The organism is Dactylosporangium sp. CS-033363, from assembly GCF_050942475.1.
Lineage (GTDB): Bacteria > Actinomycetota > Actinomycetes > Mycobacteriales > Micromonosporaceae > Dactylosporangium.
The window spans coordinates 80945-107047 of the sequence record NZ_CP192032.1 but is presented as its reverse complement, the minus strand read 5'-3'; the positions used below and the strand labels follow the sequence as shown (position 1 = coordinate 107047).

The window sequence follows — 26103 nt, the reverse complement described above, 5'->3', positions numbered from 1 at the left end:
ATGATCGAGCGGTTCCGCAACGACGGGCTCGAGTTCGAGGTCGACGATCTCGGCGACCCGGCGGCGCCCGCGATCATCCTGCTGCACGGCTTTCCGCAGGACCGCGCGGCCTGGTCCGGCGTCGCCCGCGAGCTCGTCGCGGCCGGCCGGCGGGTGCTCGTGCCGGAACTGCGCGGCTATGCCGAGCTCGCAAGACCCAAACAGCGGCGCCGGTACACCCTGGAAGTCCTCGCCACCGATGTGCTCGCGCTCGCGGACGAGGCCGGGGTGGACCGGTTCGATCTGGCCGGGCACGACTGGGGTTCGGCGCTCGCGTTCCACGTCGCCGGCCGGCACCCGCGGCGCGTCCGGACGCTGACCGCGTTCTCGGTGCCGCACCCCGCGGCCTGGGCCAACGCCGGCGCGCAGCAGCTGCGCCGGTCGGCCTACATCGGGTTCTTCCAGCTACCGGTGCTGCCCGAGCTGATCCTGACGCCCCGGTTCCTCGAACGCCGGCTCCTGGCCAGCGGGCTCGGGCCGGAGCACGCGCACCGATACGCCTTCGCCGAAAACCGCCGAGCCCTGCACTGGTACCGCGCAATCCTCGCCAAACCCCGCACGCCCACCCCGCGCGTGCCGGTGCCGACGCTCTTCGCGTGGGGCGACGGGGACGAATACGTCACGGAGCGCCTGGCGCGCCGGTGCGGTCAGTGGGTCGACGGGGAGTACACCTTCGAAATCCTGCGCGGCGTGCGCCACTGGATCCCGGAGATGCATCCCCGCCGAGCCGCGGAGCTGGTGCTCAGCCGGTGCCGCTGATCGAGCGGACGTCCCACAGGTAGACCCCGCCGACGATTCGGTAGGGGGCCGCGTCCGGCGCGACGAGCTTGTCGATCGTCTCGCGCAGGACCTTCTCGTTCGCGTACCCGACCGGCATGACCAGCGTGGTGGCCTTCCAGTGCTTGATGTCGGCCCGGATGGCGGCGCGCTGGGTCTCGGTCACGGCCGGCGACGTCTTCATCGCGGCGACCGTGTTCAGGAAGATGACCGTGTCGCGGTAGCCGGGGCCGAAGTGCGCGAACTTGTCGTCCGGGTTGGTGTCGTTCGGGCCGAGGAAGTAGCCGCCGGTCAGCTTGACCTCGAAGTTCGTCTCGGTCGACCAGCGCATCATCTTGATGTTGTCGACCCAGCCGCCCGGCAGCGGGGCCACCACCGGGTTCGGGGGCAGCTCGGTGCGCCAGTTGCCGTTGGTGAACAGGGCGGGCAGCTTCGGGCGGCCGTTGGCCGGCTGCGGGGTCGGGAACAGCGGGATGAGCGCGGCCAGCAGGGCGACGCCCCAGATCAGCGCGGTCCGCGGGCTGCGTTGTTCGCCGCCGGTGCGGGCGGGCGGGCGCGGCGGCTCCGGGGACTCGGGCTCGTCGCCGCCGATCGGCGCGTCGCCCGACCCGCCGGAACCGACCAGCGCGGGCTCGGGTTCCCGCGCGGGCACCTCGGTCGCGGGCGCCGGGACCTCGGCCGGAACCTCGGCCGGCCGCAGCTTCTCGACCACCAGCTTGTCGACCAGCAGCGCGATGCCGACGCCGACGCAGACGGTGACGATCAGGCCGAGCCGGGTCGGCACCACCGAGTCGAACAGCGGCAGCTTGGCGATCCACTTCCAGGGGCCGTGGAAGTTGGTGCGGTCGATGCCGTTGAAGCGGATCACGTCGCCCAGCGAGAAGACCGCGAAGACGAAGGCGGTGGTGAACAGTGCCCGGGAGAGCCGGTTGCGCCACAGCGCGACCGCGCCGGCCACCAGGAACAGGGCGAGCGGCCAGCCGAAGAAGCTGTTCTCCTCGCTGGCGTTGCCCTTGTTCAGCGTCGCCGCGGTGTCGACGTCGCCGGCGATCGAGTAGCGGCCGAACGTGACGTACGAGGTCGCGTCCAGGTTGATGCCGCGCACCCCGTCGTCCAGGCCGCTGTAGTGCTGCGGGCCGAAGAACTGGAAGTACAGCGGGTAGGCCAGCACCGCCCCGGCGACCAGCAGCGTCACGCCGCACTTGGGCAGCATCACCTTGGCGAAGCCGGGCAGCTGCTTCCACGGCACGTAGGACAGGATGAACACGAACAGCGCCATCGCCGTGAAGAACAGCATCTCCTCGTTGATGCCGGCCTGCAGGACGACGAGCACGGCGAGCCAGGCGCCCTGCCGCCACACGTGGCCCGGGTGCCGCATCCGGAAGACGGCGGCGATGATCAGCGGGATGAAGTACTGCCCGGCGATGTTCGGGTGGCCGGCGATCTGCGACATCATGGCCGGCGCGAAGCCCAGGAAGGCGGCGCCGACCGCGGCGGCGAGGCGCGAGCGGCCGAAGTGGCGGGTGAGCACCCAGTACCAGGCGATGGCGGTGCCGGCCAGGGCCAGGGTGGAGATCAGCGCGAAGGTCACGCCGGCGCCGAGCCAGAGCGTCACCGGGGTCAGCGGCAGCGCGAGGGTCAGCACCGACGTGTTCGCCATCAGGTTCACGCCGAGCGGCGAGTTCACGTCGTCGGAGAAGAACGGCGTCTCGCCGTGCGCGAACAGCTCGGTCGCGTGGGTCAGGAACCACTCGAACGTGAAGCTGTCCTGGAAGTTCAGCGTCAGGTAGCGCCCGTTGGGATCCACCCACAGGCGGCCCAGCACGTACATGGCGCCGAGGACATAACCCAGCATCACCAACGTGTCGACGGCCTTGGCCGGCACCCGGAATCTCACCCGGTGCAGTGTAGGCGAGGGGTATGACAGGTCAAGAATTCCCAGCTCAGAGCGCTAGCAGGCGGCGCGGTAGGCGTCCAGGTTCACCCGCTTGCGGATATTGCTGAAACGCAGCGTAGCCGGGGTCGGGCACTGCGCCGCGCTGTACTCGACGTGGAAGACCGGCTTGCCGGCCGCGATGAACGGGGTGAGCTGCCCGCACTCGGCGTACTGCCGGCAGGACTCGTTCACCGCGAAGTCGAACGCCGGCTGGAGCGCCTTGACCTGGTCCAGGTCGTTCTTGAGGCCGACCGCCAGGCCGAGGGAGTGCGCGAGGTCGGCCACCCGGCGGTTGAACGTGAGCTGGTCGGCCGCGGTCAGCGGGAAGCCGGAGTCGTTGCTGTAGCCGTCCATGTTGTCCGGGTCGACCGCGTCGAAGCCCTTGGCCGCGCAGTCGGCGAAGCGCGCGGCGAGGATCGGGCGCAGGGCGGCCCAGTTGCGCACGTCCAGCCACTGCTCGCCGGGCCAGCCGTCCAGCGCCTTGCCGCGCACCGCGGCCGGGAACTTGGCGGCGTCGGCGCGCCAGTTCTCGTACGAGCCGGCGTCCACGTAGCAGACGACCTTCCGGCCCTGCTTGTGCAGCGCCGCCACCTGGGCTCGCGTGGAGTCGGCGCCGTCGATGTCGTACACCTGGGCCTGGATGCTTGTGTCGAGCTTGCCGGAAAACTGCATCTGCCAGGTCAGCCCGACGGTGGGCCGCCAGTGCGCAGGCGTGGCGGCGGCCGCGGGAGTCGCAGCGGCCAGGACGGCGGCGGTGGCGGCCAGCAGGGTGGCGAGGAGTCGGCGCATGGACCGGAGATCGGCGCGCCCGGCCGCGGGGCGGGTGGAAGCCGGGTGCGACTCCAGTGCGTGACAGGGAGGAAAACCAGGAAGACAGGTTCGGTATCGTCCAATGTGACGGAAACGGCCACAAGAAGGTGGACTCAGATGGTCCTGAAGATGTCCTCGCTGTTCCTGCGGACACTGCGCGAGGATCCCGCCGACGCCGAGGTGACCAGCCACCGGCTGCTGGTCCGCGCCGGATACGTGCGACGCGTCGCGCCGGGCATCTTCACCATGCTGCCGATGGGCCTGCGGGTGCTGCGCAACATCGAGCGGGTGATCCGCGAGGAGATGGACGCGATGGGCGGCCAGGAGCTGGTGTTCCCCGCCCTGCTGCCCCGCGAGCCCTACGAGGCGACCGGGCGCTGGACCGAGTACGGCGCGAACCTCTTCCGCCTCAAGGACCGGCGCCAGGGCGACTACCTGCTCGGCCCCACGCACGAGGAGATGTTCACGCTCACCGTGAAGGACCTGTACTCCTCGTACAAGGATCTGCCGCTCACGCTGTACCAAATCCAGTCGAAGTTCCGCGACGAGGCCCGTCCGCGCGCCGGCATCCTGCGCGGCCGCGAGTTCGTCATGAAGGACTCCTACTCCTTCGACGTCGACGACGACGGCCTGCGCGCCGCGTACGGGCGGCACCGCGAGGCCTACATCAAGATCTTCGACCGGCTCGGCCTGGACTACGTCATCTGCTCCGCGATGAGCGGCGCGATGGGCGGCAGCGCCTCGGAGGAGTTCCTCGCCAACTGCGAGATCGGCGAGGACACGTTCGTGCGCTGCGTGAACGGCGACTACGCGGCCAACGTCGAGGCGGTCGTGACGCCTCCGCCCGCCGCCCTGCCCATCGAGGGCCAGCCGGCGGCCCAGGTCGCCGACACGCCCGAGACGCCGACGATCGAGACGCTGGTCGACCTGTTCAACGCGCGCGAGGACCTCAGGCGCGCGGACCGGGCCTGGACCGCGGGCGACACGCTCAAGAACGTCATGCTGATGCTGACCCTGCCCAGCGGGAAGCGCGAGCCGCTGGCCGTCGGCGTGCCCGGGGACCGCGAGGTCGACCTGCGCCGCGTCGAGGCCGTCGTGTCGCCGGCCGAGGTCACGCCGATGACCGAGGCCGAGTTCGCGCAGCATCCGGCGCTGGTCAAGGGGTACATCGGGCCCGGTGTGCTGGGCGAGAAGAACTCGTCGGGCATCCGGTACCTCGTGGACCCCCGCGTGGTCGACGGCACCGCCTGGATCACGGGCGCCGACGAGCCCGGCAAGCACGTCATGCACCTCGTCGCCGGCCGGGACTTCACCCCCGACGGCACCATCGAGGCGGTCAAGATCGTCGACGGCGACATCTGCCCGGTCGACGGCGGCCGGCTCGAGCAGGCCCGCGGCATCGAGATCGGGCACATCTTCCAGCTCGGCCGGAAGTACGCGCAGGCCCTCGGTCTCTCCGTGCTCGACCAGAACGGCAAGTCGCAGGTCGTGACCATGGGCTCCTACGGCATCGGGGTGACCCGCGCGGTCGCCGTGGTCGCCGAGCAGACGGCCGACGAGCGCGGCCTGTGCTGGCCCCGCGAGCTGGCCCCGGCCGACGTGCACGTGGTCGCGGCGGGCAAGACCGAGGAGATCCGCGACGGCGCGGCCAAGCTCGCCGCCGACCTCGAGGCGGCCGGGCTGACCGTGCTGCTCGACGACCGCAAGGACGTCTCGCCGGGCGTGAAGTTCAACGACTCCGAGCTCATCGGCGTGCCGACGATCGTGGTGGTCGGCAAGCGCCTGGCCGACGGCGTGGTCGAGCTGCGCGACCGCAAGACCGGCGACAAAACGGAACTCCCCGCCGAAACCGCCGCCGAAGCCGTGGTTGCGGCGGTTCGCGCATAACGCTGCCGGGTTCGGCCGATCGGCTCCTTGGCGGGTCGGCCGAACGGTCAGAAGTATGCGGGCAAATCACCACATGAAAGACTCTTCGGTTTGACTGGCCGCCAGGAGGGGCCGATACGTTGCGTCACGGCCTTGCTGTCGACGAAGGGTGCAGACGTTGTCCGGCCGACATTCTCTTGTCAGTCGCCGTCACCTCATCCCAATGATCGCCGGGGTCGCAGCCGTCGTCGCGCTCGTCGGTGGCGCGGTGGCGACCATGAACATGGGCGGCGACGACCCGAAGTCCGCCGCCGCGGTCGACGCCCAGCGCAGCCCGCAGGACCGGGCCGACCGCGGTGAGCGCCCGTCGCCCTCGGCGCAGCCCAGCCTGGACCCCGCCCAGGGCGTCGAATCGGGCCTGACCAGCACTTCCGCGTCGCCGACGCCGTCGAAGACGCCGAGCAAGTCCAAGACCCCGACCAAGAGCCCGACCACCAAGGCCCCGGCCGAGGTGGCGAGCAGTGGCACCTGCGAGGTCTCGTACTACGCTGATGGGCAGAAGACCGCCAACGGCGAGAACTTCGATCCCAACGGGCTGACCGCGGCTCACAAGACGCTGAAGTTCGGCACGATCGTCCGGGTCACGAACCTGGCCAACGGCAAATCCGTCGATGTGCGGATCAACGATCGGGGTCCCTTCGTGGCGGGACGCTGTCTCGACCTCGCCAAGGGCGCCTTCGTGAAGATCGCTTCGGTGAGCGCCGGCGTGATCGACGCGAAGTATGAGGTACTGAAGTAAGACAGACCCGGCCGTTTGATGGAACGGCCCGGCGGTCGGTTGGTGGCATGCTGTTGGCCGGACCTATGAAACGTCAGTTGCTTCCCGAAGCCCGCGCCGGAGTCGGCGCGGCCTTCGTGCTGCTCGCACTCGTCCTGACCGCCGAGGTCGCCGACGGGTTCCGGGCCGACTACGTGGGCCTGCTCGCCGCCGCCCCCTTCCTGGCCGCCGCGTTCGCCTCGTGGCCGGAGGTCCTGGCGGTCGGCAGCGCCTCGACCCTGCTCGCCTTCGTCTTCTGCTCGATCGAGCTCATGCACACCCGCGACCGCATGCTCGTGCTGATGCTCAACCTCGGCGGCGTCGTGGTCGCCAGCGGCATCGCGTCGGCCGTGGGAGCGATCCGGCAGCGGCAGATCGCGCGGTACGCCGAGCTGTCCCACCTCGCGCAGGTCGCCCAGGGTGCCGTCCTGCGCCCGCTGGGCCCTCAGGTAGGCCCGCTGACGGTCGCGGCCCGCTACATCTCGGCGAGCGCGGCGGCGGACATCGGCGGCGACCTGTACGAGGCGCTGGACACCCCCTACGGCGTCCGCATGATCATCGGCGACGTCCGCGGCAAGGGCCTGGACGCCGTCCGCCTGGCCAGCATCGTCCTGGGCTCGTACCGCCACGTCGCCTTCGAACGAGCCGACCTGCGCGCCATCGTGGCCGACCTGGATCGCGCGGTGGCCCGCTCGCTGGGCGACGAGGACTTCGTGACGGCGGCGCTGATCGAGGAGCGCGGCGGCACCCTGACCATCGTGAACTGCGGCCACCCGGCCCCGCTGCTGCTGCGCCGCGGGCGGGTCATTCCGCTGGAGCCGCCGGCCAACGCCCCGCCGCTCGGCTTCATGCCGGTGGTCAAGCCGCGGGTCGAACGCCTGGAGCCCGGCGACCGCCTGCTGTTCTTCACCGACGGCCTGGCCGAGGCGCGCCGCGACGGCCAGTTCTTCCCGACGGCGGAGCGGGCGCAGCGGCTGCTTGGGCACGGTACCGTCGCGGATGGTCTGAAATCGCTGGAGAGCGCCCTGCTGGACTGGGTGCGCGGCCGGTTGGACGACGACATCGCGCTGGTCCTGGTCGAATACCAGGGCGTGAAACCCCAGGCCCAGGTCCCGAGCTGGGAAATCGGCGGCGCGGGCGTTGCATCGTCGTAACTGACGCTCCCCTGCCGACGGGTGCGCCGCGTCAGTCCTTCTGGAACGTCACCATCAGCATGACCATGTGCTCGTGAAGGTTGGTGCCGACGATCCGATAGCCTGCCTCGATCCATTTGGCCATATCGGCCTCCGACCGCTCCCGGGCCTCCTGATCGTGCACGGGAAAGGCACGCACGCGAATCTCAGCCACAGGTTCCTCCTGGCACGCTTACCGGAGTTTGACCATATGGCTCGCCCTTCCTTAGAGCAAAGTCACTTCGAGGTCCACGTGTCCCCGACGGCCCCGTCCCCCTGCTGGACGTCTTCGAGGGCCGCCGGCAGCTGATCGCGTACTTCATGTGGCGCGACCAGACGGACGCCCGATCGCCCAGTGGTCCCGCCTGGCGGCCGGGCGATCGGACGCGCTAGTTCTTTGATGGGGCGGTCGCTGGTGTGGCGGCGTCGTTGGCCACCATCTCCGGGTGCCCGGCGACGAACGCGCCGACGTTGTCCGTGCTGAACGCCTGGAGCAGATCGAGCGCGTTCTGATCGAGCACCTCGAACGACTGGCCGTTGATGGTCTCGCTCTTGAACTGCCCGTTGTTCGTGCGCAGCGTCATCATGCCGTCGGGGTTGACGCCCTTGAGCGTGAACATCCAGTCGGTCAGGGAGACGTTGTTGTTGTAGAACGAAACGGCCTTGCCGACCTGCCCGAGAACCTCGGTCCCCTTGATCGGGTTGGCCAGCACGCCGGCGCTCATCGCCTTCTTGGCCATGGCCTTGATGAACTGCTGCTGGTGCCGCTGCCGGCCGTAGTCCCCGTCGTTGTTCGCCAGCTTGTCCCGCTGCCGCACGTAGTCGAGGGCCTCCCAAGCCGCGAAGTGCCGGCAGCCGACCTCGTAGACCATGGGCTGCATGTTCGGCTTGAGGCTGGTCGGGATGCCGTCCGCATTGAAGTTGTACGGCACGCCCTCAGCCTTGGTCTTCGTGTTCCACCCGGTGTGGACCGACGTGACCTTCTCGTCGACACACATGTCAACCCCGCCGAGCGCGTTGACCAGCCCACTGAACCCATCAAAGTTCACGATCGCGGCCCCGTTGAACTTCAGCGAGCCGCCGGCCAGATTGCTCACCGTCCTGGCGAGCAGCTCCAGCCCGCCATCCCGCCCGCCGCCGTTCTGATAGCCGAACTGGAACGCGGCATTGATCTTGTCCGTGCCCCCGTTGTACTTCGTCTTCTTGTTCGCCGGGATCGCCGCCTTGGTATCCCGGGGAATCGACATCAGGTAGAGCGCGTCATGCGAGGCCGGCACGTGGGCGACGATGATCGAGTCGGCTCGCGCGCCCATCTCCTCCTTGTTGACCCGCTCGTCGATACCGACGAGGAGCAGATTGATGGGCCCGTCGATGGTGGCCCCGGCGGCGGCCGCCTCTCCGAGTCCGCCGTCGTGGGCGATCTGGTCGCTGTAGTGCTGCAGCAACAGGTTGCCGCCTACTAGCGTGCCGCCGCTGAGGAGCACCAGGAAGGCGCCGCCTACCAGGGACAGGCGCGCCCACAACGGGTCCCGCTTCTTTCGCTTCACCACATACCCCCGCAGCCCACGTCCGAGTTCCGCCTCTGAAGACGGATCCGAGCCCGCAAATGGTTGCGGTTCAGGGCCAACCGGCTGAACGGTGTGCGCATCGTCTCAGCCCGCACGGCGCTCGCGGCGATCACCGGGGAACGTGGGGTCTGGGCTCGGGCCCCAGCGGGTGAAGGGAAGCAGGTCGCCACTGGCGGTGGGCGGCCTGGCGCGGTCAGACTTCGCCCGGTCTGATGGCCCACTCATGGGCCGAACTCCTGCTTGGCGACATACCACGAACGGTATATCGTCTGGCGAGGGAGAAAGTCATCGAGTTGGAGCCAGAGGTGCGGGACTGGCTCGAAACCTTGCGACTCACGGAATACGCCAAGGTCGAGGCGATGGCCGACATCCTTGCCGACCACGCCGAGACTCTCGGCGAGCCGTACTCGCGCCATCTTGGTGGCAAGACGCGTGAGTTGCGGTTCCACCTGGACCGGTCGGCCGTTCGCATTGGCTACTGGCTTGCGCCGCAGACTCGGGTGGTGCTGCTGACCGTATTCCGCAAGTCCCGCCGAGTCGAACGCGCCGAGGTCATGCGAGCCGTCGCCGCCCAGCAGACCTGCGAGTTAGGCCACGAGGAACACGCGCCGGCCAGCGTGACCTTCGAGCGAAAATGGCAATGAAGCACAGCGGAAAGGCGGAAGGACTATGACGGCACGCCACTCTAGCTGGGAGCGCACCGGCGCCGAGCAGCACAACGCCGCCTACGAGGAGGCCCGGGCATCGCTCCTGCTCGGCCAGATGGTCTACGACCGACGCACCGAACTCGGACTCACCCAGGGCGAGTTGGCCGAGCGCGCCGGCATGACCCAGCCGCAACTGTCACGCCTGGAGTCGGGTGGTGCCACACCCACCGTGCCCCTGCTGACCCGACTCGCAGCAGCACTCGACGCGGAGCTCGACATCACCTTCCGGCCCCATCGCGAAGCCGCGGCCTGAAGCGGCAGGATTTACAACCCCGGCGGCCGCCCTGTATGCCACCCCACCATCCAGCCGGAAGGGGCGCCGTGGCGGCCCTCCACGCGCAGTATCACTACGGTGTCACCGTCGCGGCGGCAGACAAATCACGTCTGCCCAGCTCCGAGCGAGTTTCCTCGAGCATGCTGTCCGCATCTTTCACGCTGGCTTGTTCGCCGTCGTCAGGACGGACGACGCAGATGCAGCGACTCCCGCGCCACACGTCATGACCAAGCCTGCCGACCCGATGAGGCCGACAGTCTCCTGATGGCCCGCCAAGCGTTTCGAGTGGTCGGACGCGAAAGACCCTGGGCTGGACTTATGTCCTGACCAGGGTCTGAACGTTGGAGCGGGTGAAGGGAATCGAACCCTCACTGTCAGCTTGGGAACTGCACAGATCAGCCCGGCTCTCCCAGGCCAGGTGCTCAACCACACGGCATCGACCGGCCTGGAGCGACCTCACTGAGCCTGCCGTAATGGCACGCCAATGGCACGGAGCCAGATGGTGAGCCGGTTCGTTGAACCGCCCGGCGCGACAAGGGCTCGATGGGCGAAAGACGTTCAAGGCATTGGGTGTGTCAGAGGGGGCGGGGGCCGATGGCCTGGACGGTCTGCGCGAAGTCGCGGAGGGGGGCGGTTTCGGCGTCGCGGCGCCAGACGAGACCCCAACGGAGGGTCGGGGCGTCGGAGACCGGAACATACGAGATGTCGGGACGGGCGTAGTAGCGGGCGGCGTGCCGTCCGAGCAGGGCGGCGCTGTTTCCCGTGCCGATCAGGGTGTTGAGTTCGTCCATGGTCGTGACGGCGCCGGCCCGGGTGAGGGGGCGTCCGCGAGGGGTGCGGAAGGGAAGAAAGGAGTCCTGCCAGTATTCGGGCTGGTGAGGGTCGGTGGCGTACCTGTGGTCTCCAAGCGCCTCCATGGAGACAGCCCCGAGAAGCGCGTGATCGGCCGCCACCGCGAGGACTCGCGATTCGGTGAAGATCACGGGGCCGACGGTCAGATCGTGCTCCTCAACCGGAAGCCAGGAGACCAGAACGTCGATCTCGCCGCGACGCAACGGCCCGAACGCGTCCACGAAGGGGTTGTGGCGCAGGCGAAGTTCGCAGTGCGGGTGACGAGCGGTGAAGGCGTCGAAGTACGGGCGTAGTTCCCGGACGTTGGCCGGGATCAGCCCCACGCGCAGGACGTGGTGCTTGCCCCGGGCATGAAGTTTGGCGCGCTCGATCGCCTCGCTGAGATCCCGGTGGGCGGGGAGCAGATCGTCGCGGAGTCGCTCGCCCGCGGCGGTGAGCAGGACCACCCGGCTGGTGCGCTCGAACAGCCGGGCGCCGATGGCCCGTTCCTGTTTCTGGATCGCCTGACTGACCCTGGCCGAGGTGAGGTGCAACCGCTCGGCGGTCCGTCCGAAGTGCAGCTCCTCGGCCAGCGTCAGAAAGATCTCGATGTCGCGGAGCTCCACTGCAACCCCCCGGCGGTAACTCTGGCTTACCGCAGCATAGCGATCTTCACCGTTGATCCGCTTTGTCGGCCGGAAGCACGATGGGTGGCATCACCACCCACACCGTGTGAGGAGCTCATCATGAGCGCTCGTCTGAACCTGCTCGACACCCCAACGGTCGCCAAGGCGATGAAGCACTTCGGCTCGGCCAGCATGGTCCTCATCAAGGAGTCGACGCTGCCCGCTGTCACCCGCGACCTGGTGCTGCTGCGCGCCAGCCAGATCAACGGCTGCGCCCACTGCACCGACGTCCACGGCAAGGACCTCCTCGCCGCCGGCCAGGACACGACCCGTGTCAACCTCGTCGCCGCCTGGCGCGAGGCGACCGTCTTCACCGACGCCGAACGCGCCGCCCTCGAACTGTCCGAACAGGGCACCCGCCTCGCCGACTCCTCCGGTGGCGTCACCGACGAAGCCTGGACAAACGCCGCCAATCACTACGACGAGGCACAGCTCGCCGCACTCGTCACCCTGATCGCCATCATCAACGCCAACAACCGCCTCGGCGTCATCACCCGCATGCAAGGCGGCAGCTACCAGCCTGGCCAGTACGGCTACTGAAAGGGCCGCGACCAACGATGCTGCCGCGGGGTTCTGGCGACGGACGCTTGTAGCCCGTCAATCGCCCGAGAAATCGGCCAGACCCCGGAACGATCAAAGGCCCGGCTCTGGCTTCACGTCCTGAGCTTGGCCTTGGCAATTGGAGGGGCCAAGTACGGCCGACCACGGCGGAGGGCGACCACAGATCGTGGGGTCTGGGGCTCGGGCCCCAGGGATTATGCGAAATCCCCCTGTTCGCGCTCTGGCGCGAACAGGGGGATCCCGGGATTGAGCGGGTGAAGGGAATCGAACCCTAACTGTCAGCTTGGGAACCGTACAGGTCGCCCAGGTCAGACGCCTGATTCTCCAGGTCAAGCGATCGCTGGGCGGCCTGGAGCTCGTGATTGCAGCGTCGATGTCGAGGAAGTCGCGTGCGGCGGCGCGGTTGTAGAGCGCGTCCACCTTGCCGGCCATGACGTCGTCGGCATGCAGCACCGGGCCGATGTCCATCTGTACCGGCGGCTGCAAGCGCCAGTTGGCGACCAGCTCGACGCGGTGGTGCTCGCTTGGCTCTGCCGGGTCTGTGAGGTAGAGCCGGGCGAAGGTATCCGTACGATGGTCGATCTCAACCTCGTAGCCGGCTGCCATATAGGCGGCGATGACGACCTCGACCGCGGCGGGAAAGTCGGCCCGTCGCTGCCAGTCGGCGAAGAGATCGACGTCCTCGCTTGGGCGCTGCAGGATGCCGTGGGCGGCCACGGCGTGACCGCCGGCCAAAGCGAACCCATGCTGGCCGCCAGCGCGTAGTCCGATCTCCGCGAGCCGTCGGTGCGTCGGTGCCTTGTCGTGCATCACTAGGCAGCAGGCCGCCGCGTGGTGGCGAGATCGGGGAAGTGCGCTTCCCAAAGTTGTCGAACCTGCGGTGGCAGCACGAGATCAGGCCAGAGCCTCAACAACGTCGGCCCGTCAAGCCACATCTGCAGTTCCTCAGCATGGGCGAGACACGCCATTGACCGACGAGCGGGCTCGGAGAGTTTCCAAGGGACGACTGCTCGTCGTTGGAGACGCGCCAGCGGGGAGGCAGTGAAGGTGTTTGGTGCGTAGCAACCACGACGGCGAGGGCCATCGATCGTGGGGTCTGGGGCTCGAGCCCCAGGCTGGAAGAGAGCGGGTGAAGGGAATCGAACCCTCACTGTCAGCTTGGGAAGCTGATGTTCTGCCATTGAACTACACCCGCGAGCGACGCCTACTGTACCGAATCCACGGCCTCAGCGCACGGACCATTATGCCGTGCCCGTGGAACATGCCCCGCCCGGTCCTTCCACACGGTGCGGCCAGAAGGCGTCGAGCCCCCATGTGAGACGTACATCGCCAGGTCGATCGACAACTCGTAGAGCTTCCAATCGATCCCCGGCGCCGCCCGCATCAGCAGGGCCAACCGGGCCACGAGGTCTGAATCCGACACCAGCACAGCCCGCCCCGAGAGGTAGGCCTCGTCGTCCGAGGAGTCCGACGGGAAGCTGTGCAAGGAGTAGCGGCCGTCCCGGTCCAGGTCGTGGCGCTTCGGGGACGGCAGGACGAAGCAGTACAAGCCGGAAGCGGTGATCACCGGGGAGACCGGGTGGATGCGCGGGCCGCCGTCAGGGCGGACGGTTGCCAGGTAGCCCAGGCCCGGGCCGTACTGGCAGACGAGCGTTTGGATGGCCGCCGCCAGTGAAGGGTCGGCGGCGGCGAAGTCAGCCCACGATGCCATAACCCAAATTTACTCGAACACCTGTACGATCATTGCCGTTTTCCCCGAACGGGGCAAGATGAAGCGGTGACGGACGAGCTCATCGACCTGCTGCGGCGGTTCAACGTTGAGGCGGACCGGTTCGTTGACGTGTTCGCGCGGGCGCATGGGCTGCATCGGACGGACATGAACGCCATCGCGCACATCTGGCGGGCCGCTGAGGACCAGGAGCCGCTCACCCCCGGGGAGCTGGCCCGGCGGCTCTCGCTGAGCCCCGCGGCCACCACGGCCCTGCTGGTGCGCCTCGAACGGGCCGGGCACGTCGAGCGCCGGCCCGACCCCACCGATCGGCGGCGGATCAACCTCGACATCCAGCCCAAGGCCCGGGCGCTGGCGGCGGAGTTTTTCGCGCCGCTGGGCGTACACATGAGGGCGGCTTTGGAGCAGTTCACACCGGCGCAGATAGACGCCACCAACCAAGTGATCAAACAGGCCCTGGAGGCCACTGCAAGAGCGGCCGATGAGGCCAACGTAACCTCAGAGGGTGCTGCTATCCGACCGTGACCTCAGCAAGGAGCTCGAAGGCGGCCAGCTGCGCCTCGAGCCGTTCGATCAGGCGCTGGTCCAGCCGTCCAGCATCGACGTGCGGCTCGATCGGTGGTTTCGGGTGTTCAACAACCATCTGTACACGCATATCGATCCGGCGGTGCAGCAGGACGATCTGACGTCCATGGTGGAGGTCGAGGAGAACGAGTCCTTCGTCCTGCACCCGGGTGAGTTCGTGCTCGCGTCCACGCTCGAGGTGATCACGCTCGGGGATCAGCTCGCGGGGCGGCTCGAGGGGAAGTCCAGCCTGGGCCGGCTCGGGCTGCTGACGCACTCGACGGCCGGGTTCATCGATCCGGGTTTCTCCGGGCACGTGACGCTGGAGCTGTCGAACGTGGCGAACCTGCCGATCCGGCTGTGGCCCGGGATGAAGATCGGGCAGCTGTGCATTTTCCGGCTGTCCTCGCCGTCTGAGCACCCGTATGGGTCCGCGGTGTACGGGTCGCGGTATCAGGGGCAGCGCGGGCCTACGCCGAGCCGTTCCTGGCAGAACTGGCGGACCTGGCCCACAAAGTAACAAAAGGGCGGGCCCAGAAGGGCCCGCCCTGAAAAGTTAAGCCACCCGGCCGTACCCGGATATCGGCTCCGAGTCGATCTTCTTCATCTGCACCGGCTCGCTGGGATTGGGTGCGTGCACCATCCAGCCGTTGCCGACGTACAGCCCGACGTGGTGCTTGTCGGGGTAGAAGAAGACGAGGTCGCCGGCGCGCAGGTCGGCTCGTGCCACGCGCTTGGTGTCCTGGTACTGCCACATCGTGTAGTGCCGCAGGTAGGTCACGCCGACCTGCTTCCAGGAGTACATGGTCAGGCCCGAGCAGTCGAAGGTGTTCGGACCCTCGGTCGCCCACACGTACTTCTTGCCGATCTGCTGGCAGCCGATCTGGGCCGCCTTGCTGCCCGGCGAGCCGTCGTACTGCTGCGGGCAGGCGACCGGCTTCAGCGAGCCCGTGCCGGTGCCGCTGCCGTAGGCCTTCAGGCGCATGTCCTGCAGGTTCTTGATGTCGCCCTCGATCTGGGTCTGCTGCTTCGCCAGGGCGGCCTCCTGCTCGGCCTGCTTGGCGATCAGCTCGTCGAGGGGGCCCTTCTGGGCGTCGTACTGCTGCTTGGCGACGAGGACGTCCTTGATCCGCGCCTGCTCGTCCTTGGCCACCATGTTGAGCAGCGTCATCTGGTCGATGAACGTGTCCGGGGACCCGGTGGTGAGCATCGCGTCGAGCTTCGAGACGCGCCCGTTCTTGTACTGCAGCACCGCGAACGCGCTCACCTTGTCGAAGGCGGCGTCCACCTGCGCGCGCAGCGGGGCGATCTGGGCCTCGAGCTGCTTCTGCTTGGTCTTGTTGGCGGCGAGTTCGGCGTTGAGCTGGTTGTGCTGCTCGATGACCGGCTCGATCGTGTTCCACTTGTCGTCGATCTGCTTCTCGATCTCGCCGGGCGTCGGGTCCGCGTGGGCGCCGCCGGTGATGCCGAGTGCGAGGGTCAGACCGCCGAGGGTGGCGACGAGGAGCCGGGTCAGACGGCCGGCCCGTCCCGTCCACCTCAGATGGGTCTCCACCGAGGAGTTACTCCTTCTTCCATGGCCGCCTACCGGGTTAGCTGACGGGTTCGGGCGGGAAGGTCGCCCTACCGCGCGAACTGCGCGGATTCACCCCGATGGAACGCTTGGGTCCCCGGCTCGAAATCGACTCGGCGGTGCCGCCTGGCGCGCCCGTGGTGGGCGCGGACATCCAGCCGACGCGAATTCACGTTAAGGGGGCCGGGTTCCCAGGTACAAGTCCTGCGCGATTCTTGTCCGATTTGTCCCGAAGGTCAGGCGATTCGAGTGACGAACACATCATCGATTGCACCCACGAACTGATCGTTGTTCGCGCTGGTCCCCTTGCCACCAATACAGAGCGGATCCTCGTTCGCTATGGACAGTGACGACGGAATGCTCGCGCGGCCCGCCTCGACCCCGTCGACAACCACGGTGAGCAGGGAGTTACCGCGCGAACACGCGATCCGGTGCCACCGCCCGTCAGCGACGGACCGCGATGCCAGGGCCACGTAAATGGTGTCGGAATGTGTGCCGACAATCACACAGCTGGGCTGGCCGGCGTCCCCGTCGACCTGCAGCTTGAACTGACTGTCACCGACCGAGAACCCCTTTTGGACGACATTGGCGCCCTTGGAAGTCTCATTTGGATGAACCTGCACCGTGGCGCCGTACGTAAAGGATCCCCGGCCGGGATTGAGAAACCCGGCGGGTCCGCTCTGCAGGATCGCGCGTGCGCAACTTTCCGCACCGTAATGCTCACAGCGCGGAGGAAAACGTACCGCGAGTCCGCCATCGTGCGGAACGACCGATAGCTGTCCGCCTTCTGCCTTCCGAGTGTGCAATCCGAGCCGGCCCGACGCATCACCCACCGGCTCACCCAGTCCGCCGTCGAAGGTGAAGCGGACCGAATTGGCCTTATGGCCTGATGCGGCAGCAGATGGCGACGGCGGCGACGACACGCCCGGCGCGCTCCCCATCCCGAACGAGGCGCCAGTCAACGGCGAGGCCGCCTGATCCTCGAAAGAACGCCGCACCAACAGCCCGGCGCCGACGACGAGGCCCACGACAAGGGCACACAGCATCAACCGGCGGGGGCGGCGCATAACCGGACATGATGCCCCGAACCCGTCATAGCGCGCGCCCGAACGGCAACCGCATCAACCGTTAGGGTCGCGGCGTGGACTGGCTGAAGGACACCCGCACCTCGTACGACACCGTCGCCGAGAGCTACGCCGACCTGGTGCGCCCCGCGCTACGACAAGACCCGTACCTGCGCGCCGCCCTCGCCCTGTTCGCAGACCTGGTGGGCCCGGGAGCGCCCGTCGCCGACATAGGCTGCGGCCCCGGCCACGTGACCGCCCACCTGCACCGGCTCGGCTTGGACGCGATCGGCATCGACCTGTCCCCCGCCATGATCGAACTGGCCCGCCGCGAAAACCCATCCGTGCGCTTCGAGGTCGGCGACATGACCGACCTCCGAGCCGACATCAAGGAAATGGCCGGCGTGATCGCGTTCTGGTCGCTGATCCACATCCCGGACGACCTCGTCCCCACCGTCCTCGACCAGCTCAAACGGGTCCTGCGACCGGGCGGCATCCTGGCGCTCGGCTTCCACGTCGGCGACCGGACCACGCTGAAGACCGAGGGCTACGGCGGCCACCCCATGCGCGTCCACGTCCACGTCCGCCCACCCGAGCGCGTGGCGGCCTGGATGCGCGCGGCCGGCTTCACCGTCGAGGCCCAGCTCCTCATAAGCCCGGAAACCCCAAAGCCAGGCGCCATCTTGTACGGCCAGTGCTAAGCCGAGACCACCGGCTCGCCGACCACAGCGGTCAGCACGTCATCAAGGGTCACCACGCCGAGCGGCACCCGCCCGTCGCTCACCAGCACGATGTGCTGCCGCTCCCGCCGCATCGCCAGCAGCAGCTCGGCCAGCGTCCGCGTCGGCGGCACGATCCCCAGCGGCCGGATCAGGTCGGCCGGAATCGGCGCCCGCCGCTGCGGCCCGACGAAGCCCAGCACATCCTTGACGTGCACGAACCCGAGCACCCGGCGCGAGGCGCGCTCGACGACCGGGAACCGCGATCGATTGGTACGGGTGGCCAGCACCTCCAGCGACGCCGGCGACACGTCCTCGGCGATCGTCGTCACCTCCGACCACGGCCGCAGCGCGTCCCGGGCCGTGCGCCGCGACAGGGCCAGCGCCCCGGTGATGCGCGCGTGCTCCTCCGGCGCCAGCAGCCCCTCGGTCGTCGCCTGCGCCGCCAGCCCGGCCAGCTCCTCGGCGGTGAAGACGGTCTTCACGGAGCCGGTGGCCTCGATCCGCCACAGCGACAGGATCGTCCGCGACGCCCACTTCATGGCCACCAGCAGCGGCTTCGTGGCCATGCAGAAGGCGTACATCGGCGGCCCGAGCCACAGCACCGCCCGCTCGGGGTTGGCCAGGGTCAGGTTCTTGGGCACCATCTCGCCGGCCACCGTGTGCGCGAACACCACGACCGCCAGGGCCAGGGCGAAGGCGACCGGGTGGACCAGGTTCTCCGGGATGTGCAGCGCCTCGAACGGCCCGTGCAGGCCGTGGGCCAGCGCCGGCTCGGCCAGCGCGCCCAGGCCCAGCGTGCAGATCGTCACGCCCAGCTGGGCCCCGGCGATCATGAGCGGGATCTCGTTCATGGCGCGCAGGGCGGTCCGCGCGCGGCGGGAGGTGGCCGCCATCGGCTCGATGACCGTGCGGCGCGAGGCGATCAGCGAGAACTCGGCCGCCACGAAGAAGCCGTTGCCGAGCAGCAGGAAGACCGTGATCAGCAGCTCAGTCATCCTCGGGCACCTCCGGGCGCACCACGCGGACCTGCTCGATCCGGCGGCGCTCCACCTCCACCACGGTGAACTCCCAGCCGTCCTCGTTCCAGGTCTCGCCCACGGTCGGGATGCGGCCCAGGCGCGCCATCAGGAAGCCCGCCAGCGTCTCGTACGGCCCCGGCGGCACATGGAAGCCCGTGAGCTCGGCCAGCTCGTCCTCGCGGAGCACCCCGTCGACCAGCACGGTCCGCTCGGCGCCGGGGGCGGTCAGGTCGGGCATGCCGTGCGCGCTGGCCGGCTCGTCGTCGATGTCGTGCTCGTCGGCGATCTCTCCGACCAGCTCCTCGACCAGGTCCTCGACGGTCACGACGCCGTCGGTGCCGCCGTACTCGTCGACCACGATCGCCACGTCGGAGTTGCCCTTGCGCAGCGCCTCGAGGACGCCGTCGAGGTCCAGGCTCTCCGGCACGAACAGCGGCTCCCGGGCCACCGCGCTCACGCGGGTGGTGGGGCGGCGCACCGGCGGCACGCCGAGCGCGTCGGTGACCGTGACGACCCCGGTGACCTGGTCGAGCGTCTGCTCGTAGATCGGGAAGCGGCTGTAGCCGGTCTGCACCGAGGTGGCCAGCAGGTCGGCCACGGTGGCGTCGGCCCGCAGCGAGACCACGTCGACCCGCGGGGTCATCGCCTCCGCGGCGCGCTTGTCGCCGAAGCGGATGGTGCGCTGCAGCAGCACCGCGGTCTCCTTGGGCAGCGCGCCGGCCCGGGCCGAGATCGCGGCGAGTAGGCCGAGCTCCTCCGGGGAGCGGGCGCTGGCCAGCTCCTCCTGGGGCTCGATGCCGAAGCGCCGCACGACCCAGTTGGCGGTGCCGTTGAGCAGCGTGATCAGCCAGGAGAAGAACTTGGAGAAGCCGCGCTGCGGGCCGGCCGTGGCGCGGGCCAGCGGCATCGGCTTGGCCAGGGCGGCGTTCTTGGGCACCAGCTCGCCGAAGAGCATCGAGATCAGGGTGGCCACGATCAGGCCGCACACGTGGGCGGCGGTCTCGGTCACCGAGCCGAAGATCGGGTGCAGGGCCGGCTCGAAGAGGCGGGAGAGCGCCGGCTCGGCCAGGTAGCCCGTCAACAGACCCGCGAGGGTGATGCCGAGCTGGGCGCCGGAGAGCTGGAACGACAGCTCGCGGAGGGCCTGGCGGACGGTACGGGCCTTCTTGTCGCCCGCGTTCGCCCGCTGCTCGATCTCGGCGCGGTCGACGGTGACGAGGGAGAACTCGGCGGCCACGAAGGCTGCGTTCGCCGCGGTGAGCAGCGCGAACGCCAGCAGGGGCAACAGTGTTGTCAACACGCTCGCGCGATGATCCCTTCAGGTGTGCACCGATTGTTCCACGTGAACCCAAAGTCCGCCGAAGCCGCCCCGGCGAACCGTGGAGAACGAGCCACCCGAGGATCGAGATACGTAGATCACCCTCCCTCTTTCGGGGACTTTGCCGCGCACTGAGCAGCCCCGATGCTGATGCCAGCGGGGGTCACGGCAAGCATCGAGGGGGACTGAGATGGGAGCGGCGCTGATCGGCGCGTGTATCGCGCTCGCGGCCGGCATCGCGGTGGGCAACGCCGGCGCGAAGGCGAAGCGGGCCAGGCTGGACTACGTGCGCACCAAGGCGCTCGTCCCCGGCGCCCGCAAGGCGGCCATCGCCGAGGGCCTCAAGGGCCTGCGGATCATCGCCACCGCGGCCGCCGTACTGATCGCGCTCGGTCTGGCCATGAACGTCATCGGCCAGCGGTGATCAGGGCCCTACTTCTGCACCGCCCGGAGCAGCACGGACGCCACGTCGACGACCTCGACCTCCTCGGGCGCGGCCCCCGCCGCCTTCTTCCCGGTGACCCCGTCGCCGAGCATGGTCAGGCAGAACGGGCAGGCCACGGCGACGGTCTTGGCGCCGGTCGACAGCGCCTCCTCGACCCGCTCGACGTTGATCCGCTTGCCGATCCGCTCCTCCATCCACATGCGCGCGCCGCCGGCGCCGCAGCAGAACGAGCGCTCCGCGAACCGGTCCATCTCGACCAGCCCGGAGTCCTCGCGGGCCGGGCCGGCCACGGCGCCCAGCACCTCGCGCGGCGGGGCGAAGACCCGGTTGTGCCGGCCGAGGTAGCAGGGGTCGTGGTAGGTGACCGAGCCGTCGAGCGGCTGGACCGGCGTGAGCTTGCCGGCCGCGACGAGCTGAGCCAGCAGCTGCGTGTGGTGGATGACCTCGTAGTGCCCGCCGAGCTGCCCGTACTCGTTGGACAGCGTGTTGAAGCAGTGCGGGCAGGTCGCCACGATCTTCTTCACGCCGGCCTCGTTGAGGGTCTCGACGTTCTGCTGGGCCAGCATCTGGAAGACGAACTCGTTGCCGATGCGCCGCGCCGGGTCGCCGGTGCAGGTCTCGCCCTGGCCGAGGATGGCGAACTTGACCCCGGCCTCGTTCAGCAGCGTCGCCACCGCCCGGGTGGTCTTCTTGGCCCGGTCCTCGAAGGCGCCGGCGCAGCCGACCCAGAACAGGTACTCGAACTCGCCCTCCTCGACGGTGGCCACGTTGGGGACCTCGAAGCCGAGCCCCTTGGTCCAGTCGTCGCGGGTGGACTGCGCCGCGCCCCAGGGGTTGCCCTTGTTCTCGAGGTTGCGCAGCATCACGCCGGCCTCGGTCGGGAAGTTCGACTCGATCAGCACCTGATAGCGGCGCATGTCGACGATGTGGTCCACGTGCTCGATGTCCACCGGGCACTGCTCGACGCACGCGCCGCAGGTGGTGCACGACCACAGCACGTCGGGGTCGATGATGCCGTTCTGCTCGGCGGTACCGATGAGCGGCCGCGCCTGCTCCGCCAGCGCCAGCGCGTTGACGTTCGAGTGGTCCTCACCGGCGAGCAGGTACGGCGCCTTGGCGTAGGCGTGGTCGCGCAGGTTGAGGATGAGCAGCTTCGGCGAGAGCGGCTTGCCGGTGTTCCAGGCCGGGCACTGCGACTGGCACCGCCCGCACTCGGTGCAGGTGGTGAAGTCGAGCATGCCCTTCCAGCTGAACTGCTCGACGGTCGCGACGCCGAACTGGTCCTTGTCGGGGTCGGCCTCCTCGAAGTCCAGCGGCTTGCCCTGGCTGGTCATCGGGCGCAGGGCGCCGAGGCCGGAGCCCTTCCGGCCCGGGGCGCGCTTGAAGAAGATGTTGAAGAAGGCCAGGAAGCGGTGCCAGGCCACGCCCATGGTCACGTTGCTGGCGATCACGATGACCCAGGCCATCGAGATGATGATCTTCACCATCGCCACCAGGCTGACCGCGGCGGGCCAGGCGGGCAGGACCGAGCCCAGCGCGTGGCTCACGGGCGCGGCCCAGGCCGGCCACTCCAGCTCGTCGTTGGCCGCCTTGAAGCCGCGGATGAAGAAGCCACAGAGCAGAACGCCGAGGATGGTGTACTCGACGTAGTACGCCTGCCACATCGTCGAACCCGTGAATCGCGACCGCCGCCCCGGCTTGCTCGGCAGGTTCCGCAGCCGGATGCCCATCAGGACCAGGATGCCGATGAAGCCGAGCACCCCGATCCACTCGGTGACCAGCCCGTAGATGTTCCAGGCGCCGATCAGCGGCAGCCCGAGGCCGGGCTTGACGACCTCGAAGTACGCCTCGATCACCAGCAGCGACAGCGCGATGAACGCGATCATGACGAACCAGTGCGCGGCGCCGACCACGGTCCAGCGCAGCATGCGGGTGTGGCCGAGCGTCTCGGCGAGCATGGTGCGCAGCCGCAGACCCTTGTTGTCGCCGCGGGTCGGGTCGGGCTGACCCAGCCGGATCACGGCGAGCATGCGCCGGACCGTCCGCACGACGAGGACCGCCGCCACGACGGTGATCGCCGCGGCGACGCAGGTCGTCACGATCTGCACTGCACCCATGCCGAAGCCTCCCACGGTCCGGGCCGGAACCACTCCAGATGGACCTTAGTCCCTCTTGTTACCAATGGGTAACGTGAAGTTTGTCGCAGCTCACGGTATGACACCGCGGGGTTCTGACACGTTCGCCCCCTCGGCGTGGCCGAGGGGGCGAGCAGGTCAATCGATCAGCGCCACTTGGAGAACACGGCGAGCGAAGCGACCAGGAACCCGAAGCCGATGGCCAGGTTCCAGTACTTCAGATCGGCGAGCGTCGAGAGCCAGCTGACGTCGAAGAAGCCCTGGGTCAGGTAATACGACACGAGCCAGGCGATGCCGATCACCACCAGCGCGACGGCGAGCGCGGGCACCCACACCGGACTCGGACGGCGCCTCGCGGTCGCAGTCTCCTGCGGCCTGAGCTCCGACGGAGCGGTGTAGACCTTCTTCTTACGAACTGTCGACTTCGGCACGGCGCTCTCCTGGAGGGGTCGTCTGGCCAACACTATCCACGTGACGCCGCCACCTCCGCCAGCGTCGGCCTGAATAATGTTCTCCGACTAGCGTAGTCAAGTCGGCACGCGCGTGCGGGGAGGGGTCGTGGTGGAGTACACATCAGGCGGCTCCTCATGGACCCACGCGCTGCGACGACTCGGTCGCGCTATGCTGCCACGCCGCCCACAGAAGCAGGGTTTCGGCTGGTCAGTGCTGACTCCGGTGATCCTCCTGGTGGCCGGGATGCTGTTCTCGCTGAGCGCCGCCACGGCCAAGGGGACCGACCTGCGCGACGACCGCCGGCCCGAATTGACCAACCTCATCGCCGAGCGGAAAAAAGAAATCGCCGACGCCCGGGATCGGTCGGCCCGGCTGCGGGCCGAGATCGACAAGCAGCAGAAGACCCAGGCCGGCGCGGACGGACAGGTCGACGCGCAGCGGCAGCGGGGCGACGCCCAGCAGGCCGCCGCCGGGCTGACCGCCCTGCACGGACCCGGCCTGACGGTCAGCCTCAACGATGCCCCGCGCCGCGCCGACGGCACCCGCCCGGCCGGCGCCACCCCCGATGACCTGGTCGTTCACCAGCAGGACGTGCAGGCGGTGGTCAACGCGCTGTGGGCCGGCGGCGCGGAGGCGATGACGTTGATGGGCGTCCGGGTGATCGCGACGAGCGCGGTACGCTGCGTGGGAAACACGCTGCTGCTCGACGGGCAGGTCTACTCGCCACCCTTCGAGGTCGCCGCCATCGGCGATCAGGCGGCGATGCAGCGTGCGCTCGACGCCTCCGAGGGGGTCCGGTTGTTCAGCGAGGCCGCCGAGACCTTCGGGCTCGGCTACCAGGTCAAGGTCCAGGCCGACGTCCCGGCCCCGGCCTACAACGGTTCGACCGCCCTACGCGCCGCGCAGGCCGGGTCGTGACCGGCCCGTCGCCGACGGAGCACCGTCCCCGCCACCGCGCGCTCGACCAGGACGACATCGCCACGACCATCATTCCGCGGCTCCCGCCGGAGCCCAAGGCCGACGACACTGCCACGACCGTCCTGCCGCGCGTGCCCGCCGAGCCGCAGGCGCAAGCTCCCGCCGAGGCTGACGCGACCGCGATCATCCCGAAAATCACCCCGGATTTCCCCGAATCCGGCACGGACGCCTCCGAAACGGCCTATATTCCGAAACTCAGTGACACCGGTGCGGCCGTCCCTCCGGCCGCCGCCGCGAAACTTCCACCGACTCCGTCCACCCCCGAGGACGACGACCGGCCGGCCGCACCCGAGACGCCCAAGGGCGTCACCGTGGTACCGCTGCGCCCGGTCCGAACCGAGGAAGGGTACCGGAGCGTGTACTCCGAATACACGAGGACGTCGTTCGGCTCGGTGGCCCGCGCCATCAGCCGCGGCACGGGCGAGGTGCTGATCACCTTCGGCCTCATCGTGCTGCTGTTCGCGGGCTACGAGGTCTGGGGCAAGTCGGCGATCGTCGACGCCCACCAGGACGAGCTGAACCACCAACTCGAGCAGCAGTGGGCCCAGCAGCCGACCGTCGGGCCGAGCGCGGGCCCGTCGCCCGCCGTGGTCAAGCCGGCCAACGGCGCCGTCATCGCCTCCGTGCACATCCCGCGGCTGAACAAGAAGTGGGCCGTCGTGCAGGGCGTGACCCCGGCCGACATCCGCTACGCCCCCGGGCACTACCCGGACACGGCGCTGCCCGGCCAGGTCGGCAACTTCTCGATGGCCGGGCACCGCACGCCCGCCATCTGGTGGGACCTCGACAAGCTCAAGCCGGGCGACTCGGTGGTGATCAAGACGGCCGAGACCTGGTTCGTCTACACCGTCACCGGCCACGAGATCGTGCTGCCCACCGCGGTGCAGGTCGTCGCGCCGGTGCCCGACAAGCCGGGCGAGGTGCCGACCAAGGCGATGCTGACGATGACCACCTGCAACCCCAAGTTCAACAACTATCAGCGGTACGTCGTGCACGCCGAACTCACCCGCTCGCAGCCCGTCGCCGACGGCGATCCCGCCGAGCTGAAGGGCTGAGCGCGTGTACTCCTGGCTCTGGCGTCACATCCCGTTCAAGCAGTGGCAGCTCAAGGCGCTCGTCTCGACCGTGCTCGCGCTCGGCGTCGGCGCGCTGCTCTGGTATCAGGTCTTCCCGGCCGTGGAGCCCATCCTGCCGTTCGACGACGTGCAGGTGGAGACCAACGACCCCGGCGCGGACATCACGGTCGAGAGTCCCGCACCGTCGACGGCACCGACGCCGGCCAAGACGGGCGCGACGAGCCCGGCTCCCCCGGTGGTCCTCCCCAGCTAAGGAATCAGCGTGCGCGTCCTGGTCATCGACAACTACGACTCGTTCGTCTTCAACCTGGTGCAGTACCTGGGCCAGCTGGGCGTCGAGTGCGAGGTTCGCCGCAACGACGAGATCACCGTGGCCGAGGTGGCCGCGGTGAACCCGGCCGGCGTCCTGCTGTCCCCCGGCCCGGGCACCCCGGAGCGCGCCGGGATCTGCATGTCGGTGATCGAGGAGCTGGCCGGCCAGGTGCCGATCTTCGGCGTCTGCCTGGGCCACCAGGCCTTCGGCGCGGCCTTCGGGGCCACCGTGACCCGCGCGCCGGAGTTGCTGCACGGCAAGACCTCGCTCGTCTCGCACACCGGCCAGGGCGTGCTCGCCGGGCTGCCCGACCCGTTCATCGCCACGCGCTACCACTCGCTGGCCGTCGTCGAGTCGACGCTCCCGCCCGAGATCGAGGTGACCGGCCGCACCGAGTCGGGCGTCGTGATGGCCATGCGGCACCGCGAGTTGCCCATCGAGGGCGTCCAGTTCCACCCCGAGTCTGTACTGACTCAGGGCGGTCACCAGATGCTCGCCAACTGGCTCGCGGTGTGCGGGCTGCCCGGCGCGTTGGAGCGGGCCCCCGAGCTCGTCGCCGAGGTGGAGGCGCGGCGGATCGCCGCCTTCGCCTAGTACAAAAGCTGCGCCTCACCCTGCAGGGCTTGTGCACAACCCTGTGGATAACTGCCGAGTTATCCACAGGGTGTTG

27 protein-coding genes, 1 tRNA gene, 2 pseudogenes and 1 riboswitch are annotated in these 26103 nt (G+C 68.9%); of the genes and pseudogenes, 16 read left to right on the top strand and 14 right to left on the bottom strand.

The window, feature by feature from the left end; genetic code table 11:
* Window positions 1–798 carry an alpha/beta fold hydrolase gene (locus ACQPZ4_RS00530; protein WP_433054455.1) on the top strand — a complete coding sequence of 266 codons (798 nt, stop codon included), beginning with the start codon at window positions 1–3 and terminating at the stop codon, window positions 796–798.
* On the opposite strand, the gene ACQPZ4_RS00525 is transcribed toward ACQPZ4_RS00530, so the two are convergent.
* Both ACQPZ4_RS00525 and ACQPZ4_RS00520 read right to left on the bottom strand, forming a co-directional pair.
* Complete coding sequence (locus ACQPZ4_RS00525; protein WP_433054452.1) at window positions 782–2713, bottom strand: hypothetical protein; 1932 nt, start codon at window positions 2711–2713, stop codon at window positions 782–784. The genes ACQPZ4_RS00530 and ACQPZ4_RS00525 overlap by 17 nt on opposite strands.
* Window positions 2714–2767: 54 nt before the next feature.
* Window positions 2768–3541 (bottom strand): endo alpha-1,4 polygalactosaminidase, encoded by a 774-nt coding sequence (locus ACQPZ4_RS00520; RefSeq protein WP_433054449.1) that lies wholly within the window; start codon window positions 3539–3541, stop codon window positions 2768–2770.
* A gap of 138 nt (window positions 3542–3679) precedes the next feature.
* Between ACQPZ4_RS00520 and ACQPZ4_RS00515 the strand changes: the two genes are divergently transcribed.
* The 4 genes and pseudogenes from ACQPZ4_RS00515 to ACQPZ4_RS00500 form a co-directional block, all read left to right on the top strand.
* Window positions 3680–5449, top strand: a complete 1770-nt coding sequence (locus ACQPZ4_RS00515; protein ID WP_433054446.1) for a proline--tRNA ligase — start codon at window positions 3680–3682, stop codon at window positions 5447–5449.
* A 148-nt stretch (window positions 5450–5597) separates the two neighbouring features.
* Window positions 5598–6227, top strand: coding sequence for a septal ring lytic transglycosylase RlpA family protein (locus ACQPZ4_RS00510; protein ID WP_433054443.1), 630 nt, complete (start codon window positions 5598–5600; stop codon window positions 6225–6227).
* Between the two features lie 47 nt (window positions 6228–6274).
* Window positions 6275–6473 (top strand): annotated as a pseudogene (locus ACQPZ4_RS00505) (serine/threonine-protein phosphatase); the annotation flags it as partial.
* A gap of 128 nt (window positions 6474–6601) precedes the next feature.
* Window positions 6602–7399: pseudogene (locus tag ACQPZ4_RS00500) on the top strand (PP2C family protein-serine/threonine phosphatase); the annotation flags it as partial.
* A 31-nt stretch (window positions 7400–7430) separates the two neighbouring features.
* Here the strand turns inward: ACQPZ4_RS00500 and ACQPZ4_RS00495 are convergent.
* Window positions 7431–7592 carry a hypothetical protein gene (locus ACQPZ4_RS00495; RefSeq protein ID WP_433054440.1) on the bottom strand — a complete coding sequence of 54 codons (162 nt, stop codon included), beginning with the start codon at window positions 7590–7592 and terminating at the stop codon, window positions 7431–7433.
* 214 nt (window positions 7593–7806) lie between these two features.
* Window positions 7807–8964, bottom strand: coding sequence for an LCP family protein (locus ACQPZ4_RS00490; RefSeq protein WP_433054437.1), 1158 nt, complete (start codon window positions 8962–8964; stop codon window positions 7807–7809).
* Window positions 8965–9290: 326 nt separating this feature from the next.
* Here ACQPZ4_RS00490 and ACQPZ4_RS00485 point away from each other — a divergent pair, with 326 nt between their 5' ends.
* Complete coding sequence (locus ACQPZ4_RS00485) at window positions 9291–9629, top strand: type II toxin-antitoxin system RelE/ParE family toxin (protein ID WP_433054434.1); 339 nt, start codon at window positions 9291–9293, stop codon at window positions 9627–9629.
* Between the two features lie 25 nt (window positions 9630–9654).
* A complete protein-coding gene (locus ACQPZ4_RS00480) occupies window positions 9655–9945 on the top strand; it encodes a helix-turn-helix domain-containing protein (RefSeq protein WP_433054431.1) in 291 nt (96 codons plus the stop codon).
* A 596-nt stretch (window positions 9946–10541) separates the two neighbouring features.
* Here ACQPZ4_RS00480 and ACQPZ4_RS00475 read toward each other — a convergent pair.
* Window positions 10542–11423: a LysR family transcriptional regulator gene (locus ACQPZ4_RS00475; RefSeq protein WP_433054428.1), complete on the bottom strand. Its 882-nt coding sequence runs from the start codon at window positions 11421–11423 to the stop codon at window positions 10542–10544.
* Window positions 11424–11543: 120 nt separating this feature from the next.
* Between ACQPZ4_RS00475 and ACQPZ4_RS00470 the strand changes: the two genes are divergently transcribed.
* Window positions 11544–12023 (top strand): carboxymuconolactone decarboxylase family protein, encoded by a 480-nt coding sequence (locus ACQPZ4_RS00470; RefSeq protein WP_433054425.1) that lies wholly within the window; start codon window positions 11544–11546, stop codon window positions 12021–12023.
* A 93-nt stretch (window positions 12024–12116) separates the two neighbouring features.
* Here the strand turns inward: ACQPZ4_RS00470 and ACQPZ4_RS00465 are convergent, their stop codons facing one another.
* From ACQPZ4_RS00465 to ACQPZ4_RS00455, 3 genes are all read right to left on the bottom strand, one after another.
* The gene (locus ACQPZ4_RS00465; protein WP_433054422.1) at window positions 12117–12854 is read right to left on the bottom strand and encodes a nucleotidyl transferase AbiEii/AbiGii toxin family protein; all 738 of its coding nucleotides are present in this window, start codon (window positions 12852–12854) and stop codon (window positions 12117–12119) included.
* A gap of 314 nt (window positions 12855–13168) precedes the next feature.
* Window positions 13169–13239: transfer RNA gene (locus ACQPZ4_RS00460), tRNA-Gly, on the bottom strand.
* 9 nt (window positions 13240–13248) lie between these two features.
* The gene (locus ACQPZ4_RS00455) at window positions 13249–13755 is read right to left on the bottom strand and encodes a pyridoxamine 5'-phosphate oxidase family protein (RefSeq protein WP_433054419.1); all 507 of its coding nucleotides are present in this window, start codon (window positions 13753–13755) and stop codon (window positions 13249–13251) included.
* Between the two features lie 66 nt (window positions 13756–13821).
* Between ACQPZ4_RS00455 and ACQPZ4_RS00450 the strand changes: the two genes are divergently transcribed.
* Complete coding sequence (locus tag ACQPZ4_RS00450; RefSeq protein WP_433054416.1) at window positions 13822–14298, top strand: MarR family winged helix-turn-helix transcriptional regulator; 477 nt, start codon at window positions 13822–13824, stop codon at window positions 14296–14298.
* A complete protein-coding gene (gene dcd / locus ACQPZ4_RS00445; protein WP_433054413.1) occupies window positions 14279–14857 on the top strand; it encodes a dCTP deaminase in 579 nt (192 codons plus the stop codon). The genes ACQPZ4_RS00450 and dcd overlap by 20 nt, the downstream gene beginning before the upstream one ends.
* A 36-nt stretch (window positions 14858–14893) precedes the next feature.
* Here the strand turns inward: dcd and ACQPZ4_RS00440 are convergent, their stop codons facing one another.
* The gene (locus ACQPZ4_RS00440) at window positions 14894–15892 is read right to left on the bottom strand and encodes an NlpC/P60 family protein (protein ID WP_433054410.1); all 999 of its coding nucleotides are present in this window, start codon (window positions 15890–15892) and stop codon (window positions 14894–14896) included.
* A gap of 11 nt (window positions 15893–15903) precedes the next feature.
* Window positions 15904–16039: riboswitch (cyclic di-AMP (ydaO/yuaA leader) on the bottom strand.
* Window positions 16040–16146: 107 nt separating this feature from the next.
* Complete coding sequence (locus ACQPZ4_RS00435) at window positions 16147–16938, bottom strand: LamG-like jellyroll fold domain-containing protein (RefSeq protein ID WP_433054407.1); 792 nt, start codon at window positions 16936–16938, stop codon at window positions 16147–16149.
* A 113-nt stretch (window positions 16939–17051) separates the two neighbouring features.
* Between ACQPZ4_RS00435 and ACQPZ4_RS00430 the strand changes: the two genes are divergently transcribed.
* Window positions 17052–17675, top strand: a complete 624-nt coding sequence (locus ACQPZ4_RS00430) for a class I SAM-dependent DNA methyltransferase (RefSeq protein WP_433054404.1) — start codon at window positions 17052–17054, stop codon at window positions 17673–17675.
* Here the strand turns inward: ACQPZ4_RS00430 and ACQPZ4_RS00425 are convergent.
* Entirely contained in the window at window positions 17672–18691 is a 1020-nt protein-coding gene (locus ACQPZ4_RS00425) for a hemolysin family protein (RefSeq protein WP_433054401.1), read from the bottom strand. The two genes, ACQPZ4_RS00430 and ACQPZ4_RS00425, sit on opposite strands and share 4 nt — an antisense overlap.
* The gene (locus ACQPZ4_RS00420; protein WP_433067139.1) at window positions 18684–20012 is read right to left on the bottom strand and encodes a hemolysin family protein; all 1329 of its coding nucleotides are present in this window, start codon (window positions 20010–20012) and stop codon (window positions 18684–18686) included. Before ACQPZ4_RS00420 ends, ACQPZ4_RS00425 begins: the two co-directional genes overlap by 8 nt.
* Window positions 20013–20223: 211 nt before the next feature.
* On the opposite strand from ACQPZ4_RS00420, the gene ACQPZ4_RS00415 reads away from it, so the two are divergent.
* On the top strand, window positions 20224–20457 hold the full coding sequence (locus ACQPZ4_RS00415) for a hypothetical protein (RefSeq protein ID WP_433054398.1): 234 nt from the start codon (window positions 20224–20226) through the stop codon (window positions 20455–20457).
* An 8-nt stretch (window positions 20458–20465) separates the two neighbouring features.
* Here the strand turns inward: ACQPZ4_RS00415 and ACQPZ4_RS00410 are convergent, their stop codons facing one another.
* Both ACQPZ4_RS00410 and ACQPZ4_RS00405 read right to left on the bottom strand, forming a co-directional pair.
* Window positions 20466–22595 carry a (Fe-S)-binding protein gene (locus ACQPZ4_RS00410; protein ID WP_433054395.1) on the bottom strand — a complete coding sequence of 710 codons (2130 nt, stop codon included), beginning with the start codon at window positions 22593–22595 and terminating at the stop codon, window positions 20466–20468.
* 164 nt (window positions 22596–22759) lie between these two features.
* Window positions 22760–23044 (bottom strand): cell division protein CrgA, encoded by a 285-nt coding sequence (locus tag ACQPZ4_RS00405; RefSeq protein WP_433054392.1) that lies wholly within the window; start codon window positions 23042–23044, stop codon window positions 22760–22762.
* A gap of 130 nt (window positions 23045–23174) precedes the next feature.
* Here ACQPZ4_RS00405 and ACQPZ4_RS00400 point away from each other — a divergent pair, with 130 nt between their 5' ends.
* The 4 genes from ACQPZ4_RS00400 to ACQPZ4_RS00385 are packed head-to-tail and all read left to right on the top strand — an operon-like array spanning window position 23175 to window position 26027.
* The gene (locus tag ACQPZ4_RS00400) at window positions 23175–23984 is read left to right on the top strand and encodes a DUF881 domain-containing protein (protein ID WP_433067137.1); all 810 of its coding nucleotides are present in this window, start codon (window positions 23175–23177) and stop codon (window positions 23982–23984) included.
* Window positions 23981–25099, top strand: coding sequence for a class E sortase (locus ACQPZ4_RS00395; RefSeq protein WP_433054389.1), 1119 nt, complete (start codon window positions 23981–23983; stop codon window positions 25097–25099). The genes ACQPZ4_RS00400 and ACQPZ4_RS00395 overlap by 4 nt, the downstream gene beginning before the upstream one ends.
* 4 nt (window positions 25100–25103) lie before the next feature.
* The gene (locus ACQPZ4_RS00390; RefSeq protein WP_433054386.1) at window positions 25104–25373 is read left to right on the top strand and encodes a hypothetical protein; all 270 of its coding nucleotides are present in this window, start codon (window positions 25104–25106) and stop codon (window positions 25371–25373) included.
* Window positions 25374–25382: 9 nt separating this feature from the next.
* Entirely contained in the window at window positions 25383–26027 is a 645-nt protein-coding gene (locus ACQPZ4_RS00385; protein WP_433054383.1) for an aminodeoxychorismate/anthranilate synthase component II, read from the top strand.
* Window positions 26028–26103: the final 76 nt, after the last annotated feature.

Bases quoted from the DNA above. Each gene is read 5' to 3' on its own strand.
- ACQPZ4_RS00530 (WP_433054455.1), top strand. From the start codon at position 1: ATGATCGAGCGGTTCCGCAACGACGGGCTCGAGTTCGAGGTCGACGAT.
- ACQPZ4_RS00520 (WP_433054449.1), bottom strand. From the start codon at position 3,541: ATGCGCCGACTCCTCGCCACCCTGCTGGCCGCCACCGCCGCCGTCCTG.
- ACQPZ4_RS00515 (WP_433054446.1), top strand. From the start codon at position 3,680: ATGGTCCTGAAGATGTCCTCGCTGTTCCTGCGGACACTGCGCGAGGAT.
- ACQPZ4_RS00480 (WP_433054431.1), top strand. From the start codon at position 9,655: ATGACGGCACGCCACTCTAGCTGGGAGCGCACCGGCGCCGAGCAGCAC.
- ACQPZ4_RS00470 (WP_433054425.1), top strand. From the start codon at position 11,544: ATGAGCGCTCGTCTGAACCTGCTCGACACCCCAACGGTCGCCAAGGCG.
- ACQPZ4_RS00465 (WP_433054422.1), bottom strand. From the start codon at position 12,854: ATGCACGACAAGGCACCGACGCACCGACGGCTCGCGGAGATCGGACTA.
- ACQPZ4_RS00455 (WP_433054419.1), bottom strand. From the start codon at position 13,755: ATGGCATCGTGGGCTGACTTCGCCGCCGCCGACCCTTCACTGGCGGCG.
- ACQPZ4_RS00425 (WP_433054401.1), bottom strand. From the start codon at position 18,691: ATGACTGAGCTGCTGATCACGGTCTTCCTGCTGCTCGGCAACGGCTTC.
- ACQPZ4_RS00415 (WP_433054398.1), top strand. From the start codon at position 20,224: ATGGGAGCGGCGCTGATCGGCGCGTGTATCGCGCTCGCGGCCGGCATC.
- ACQPZ4_RS00410 (WP_433054395.1), bottom strand. From the start codon at position 22,595: ATGGGTGCAGTGCAGATCGTGACGACCTGCGTCGCCGCGGCGATCACC.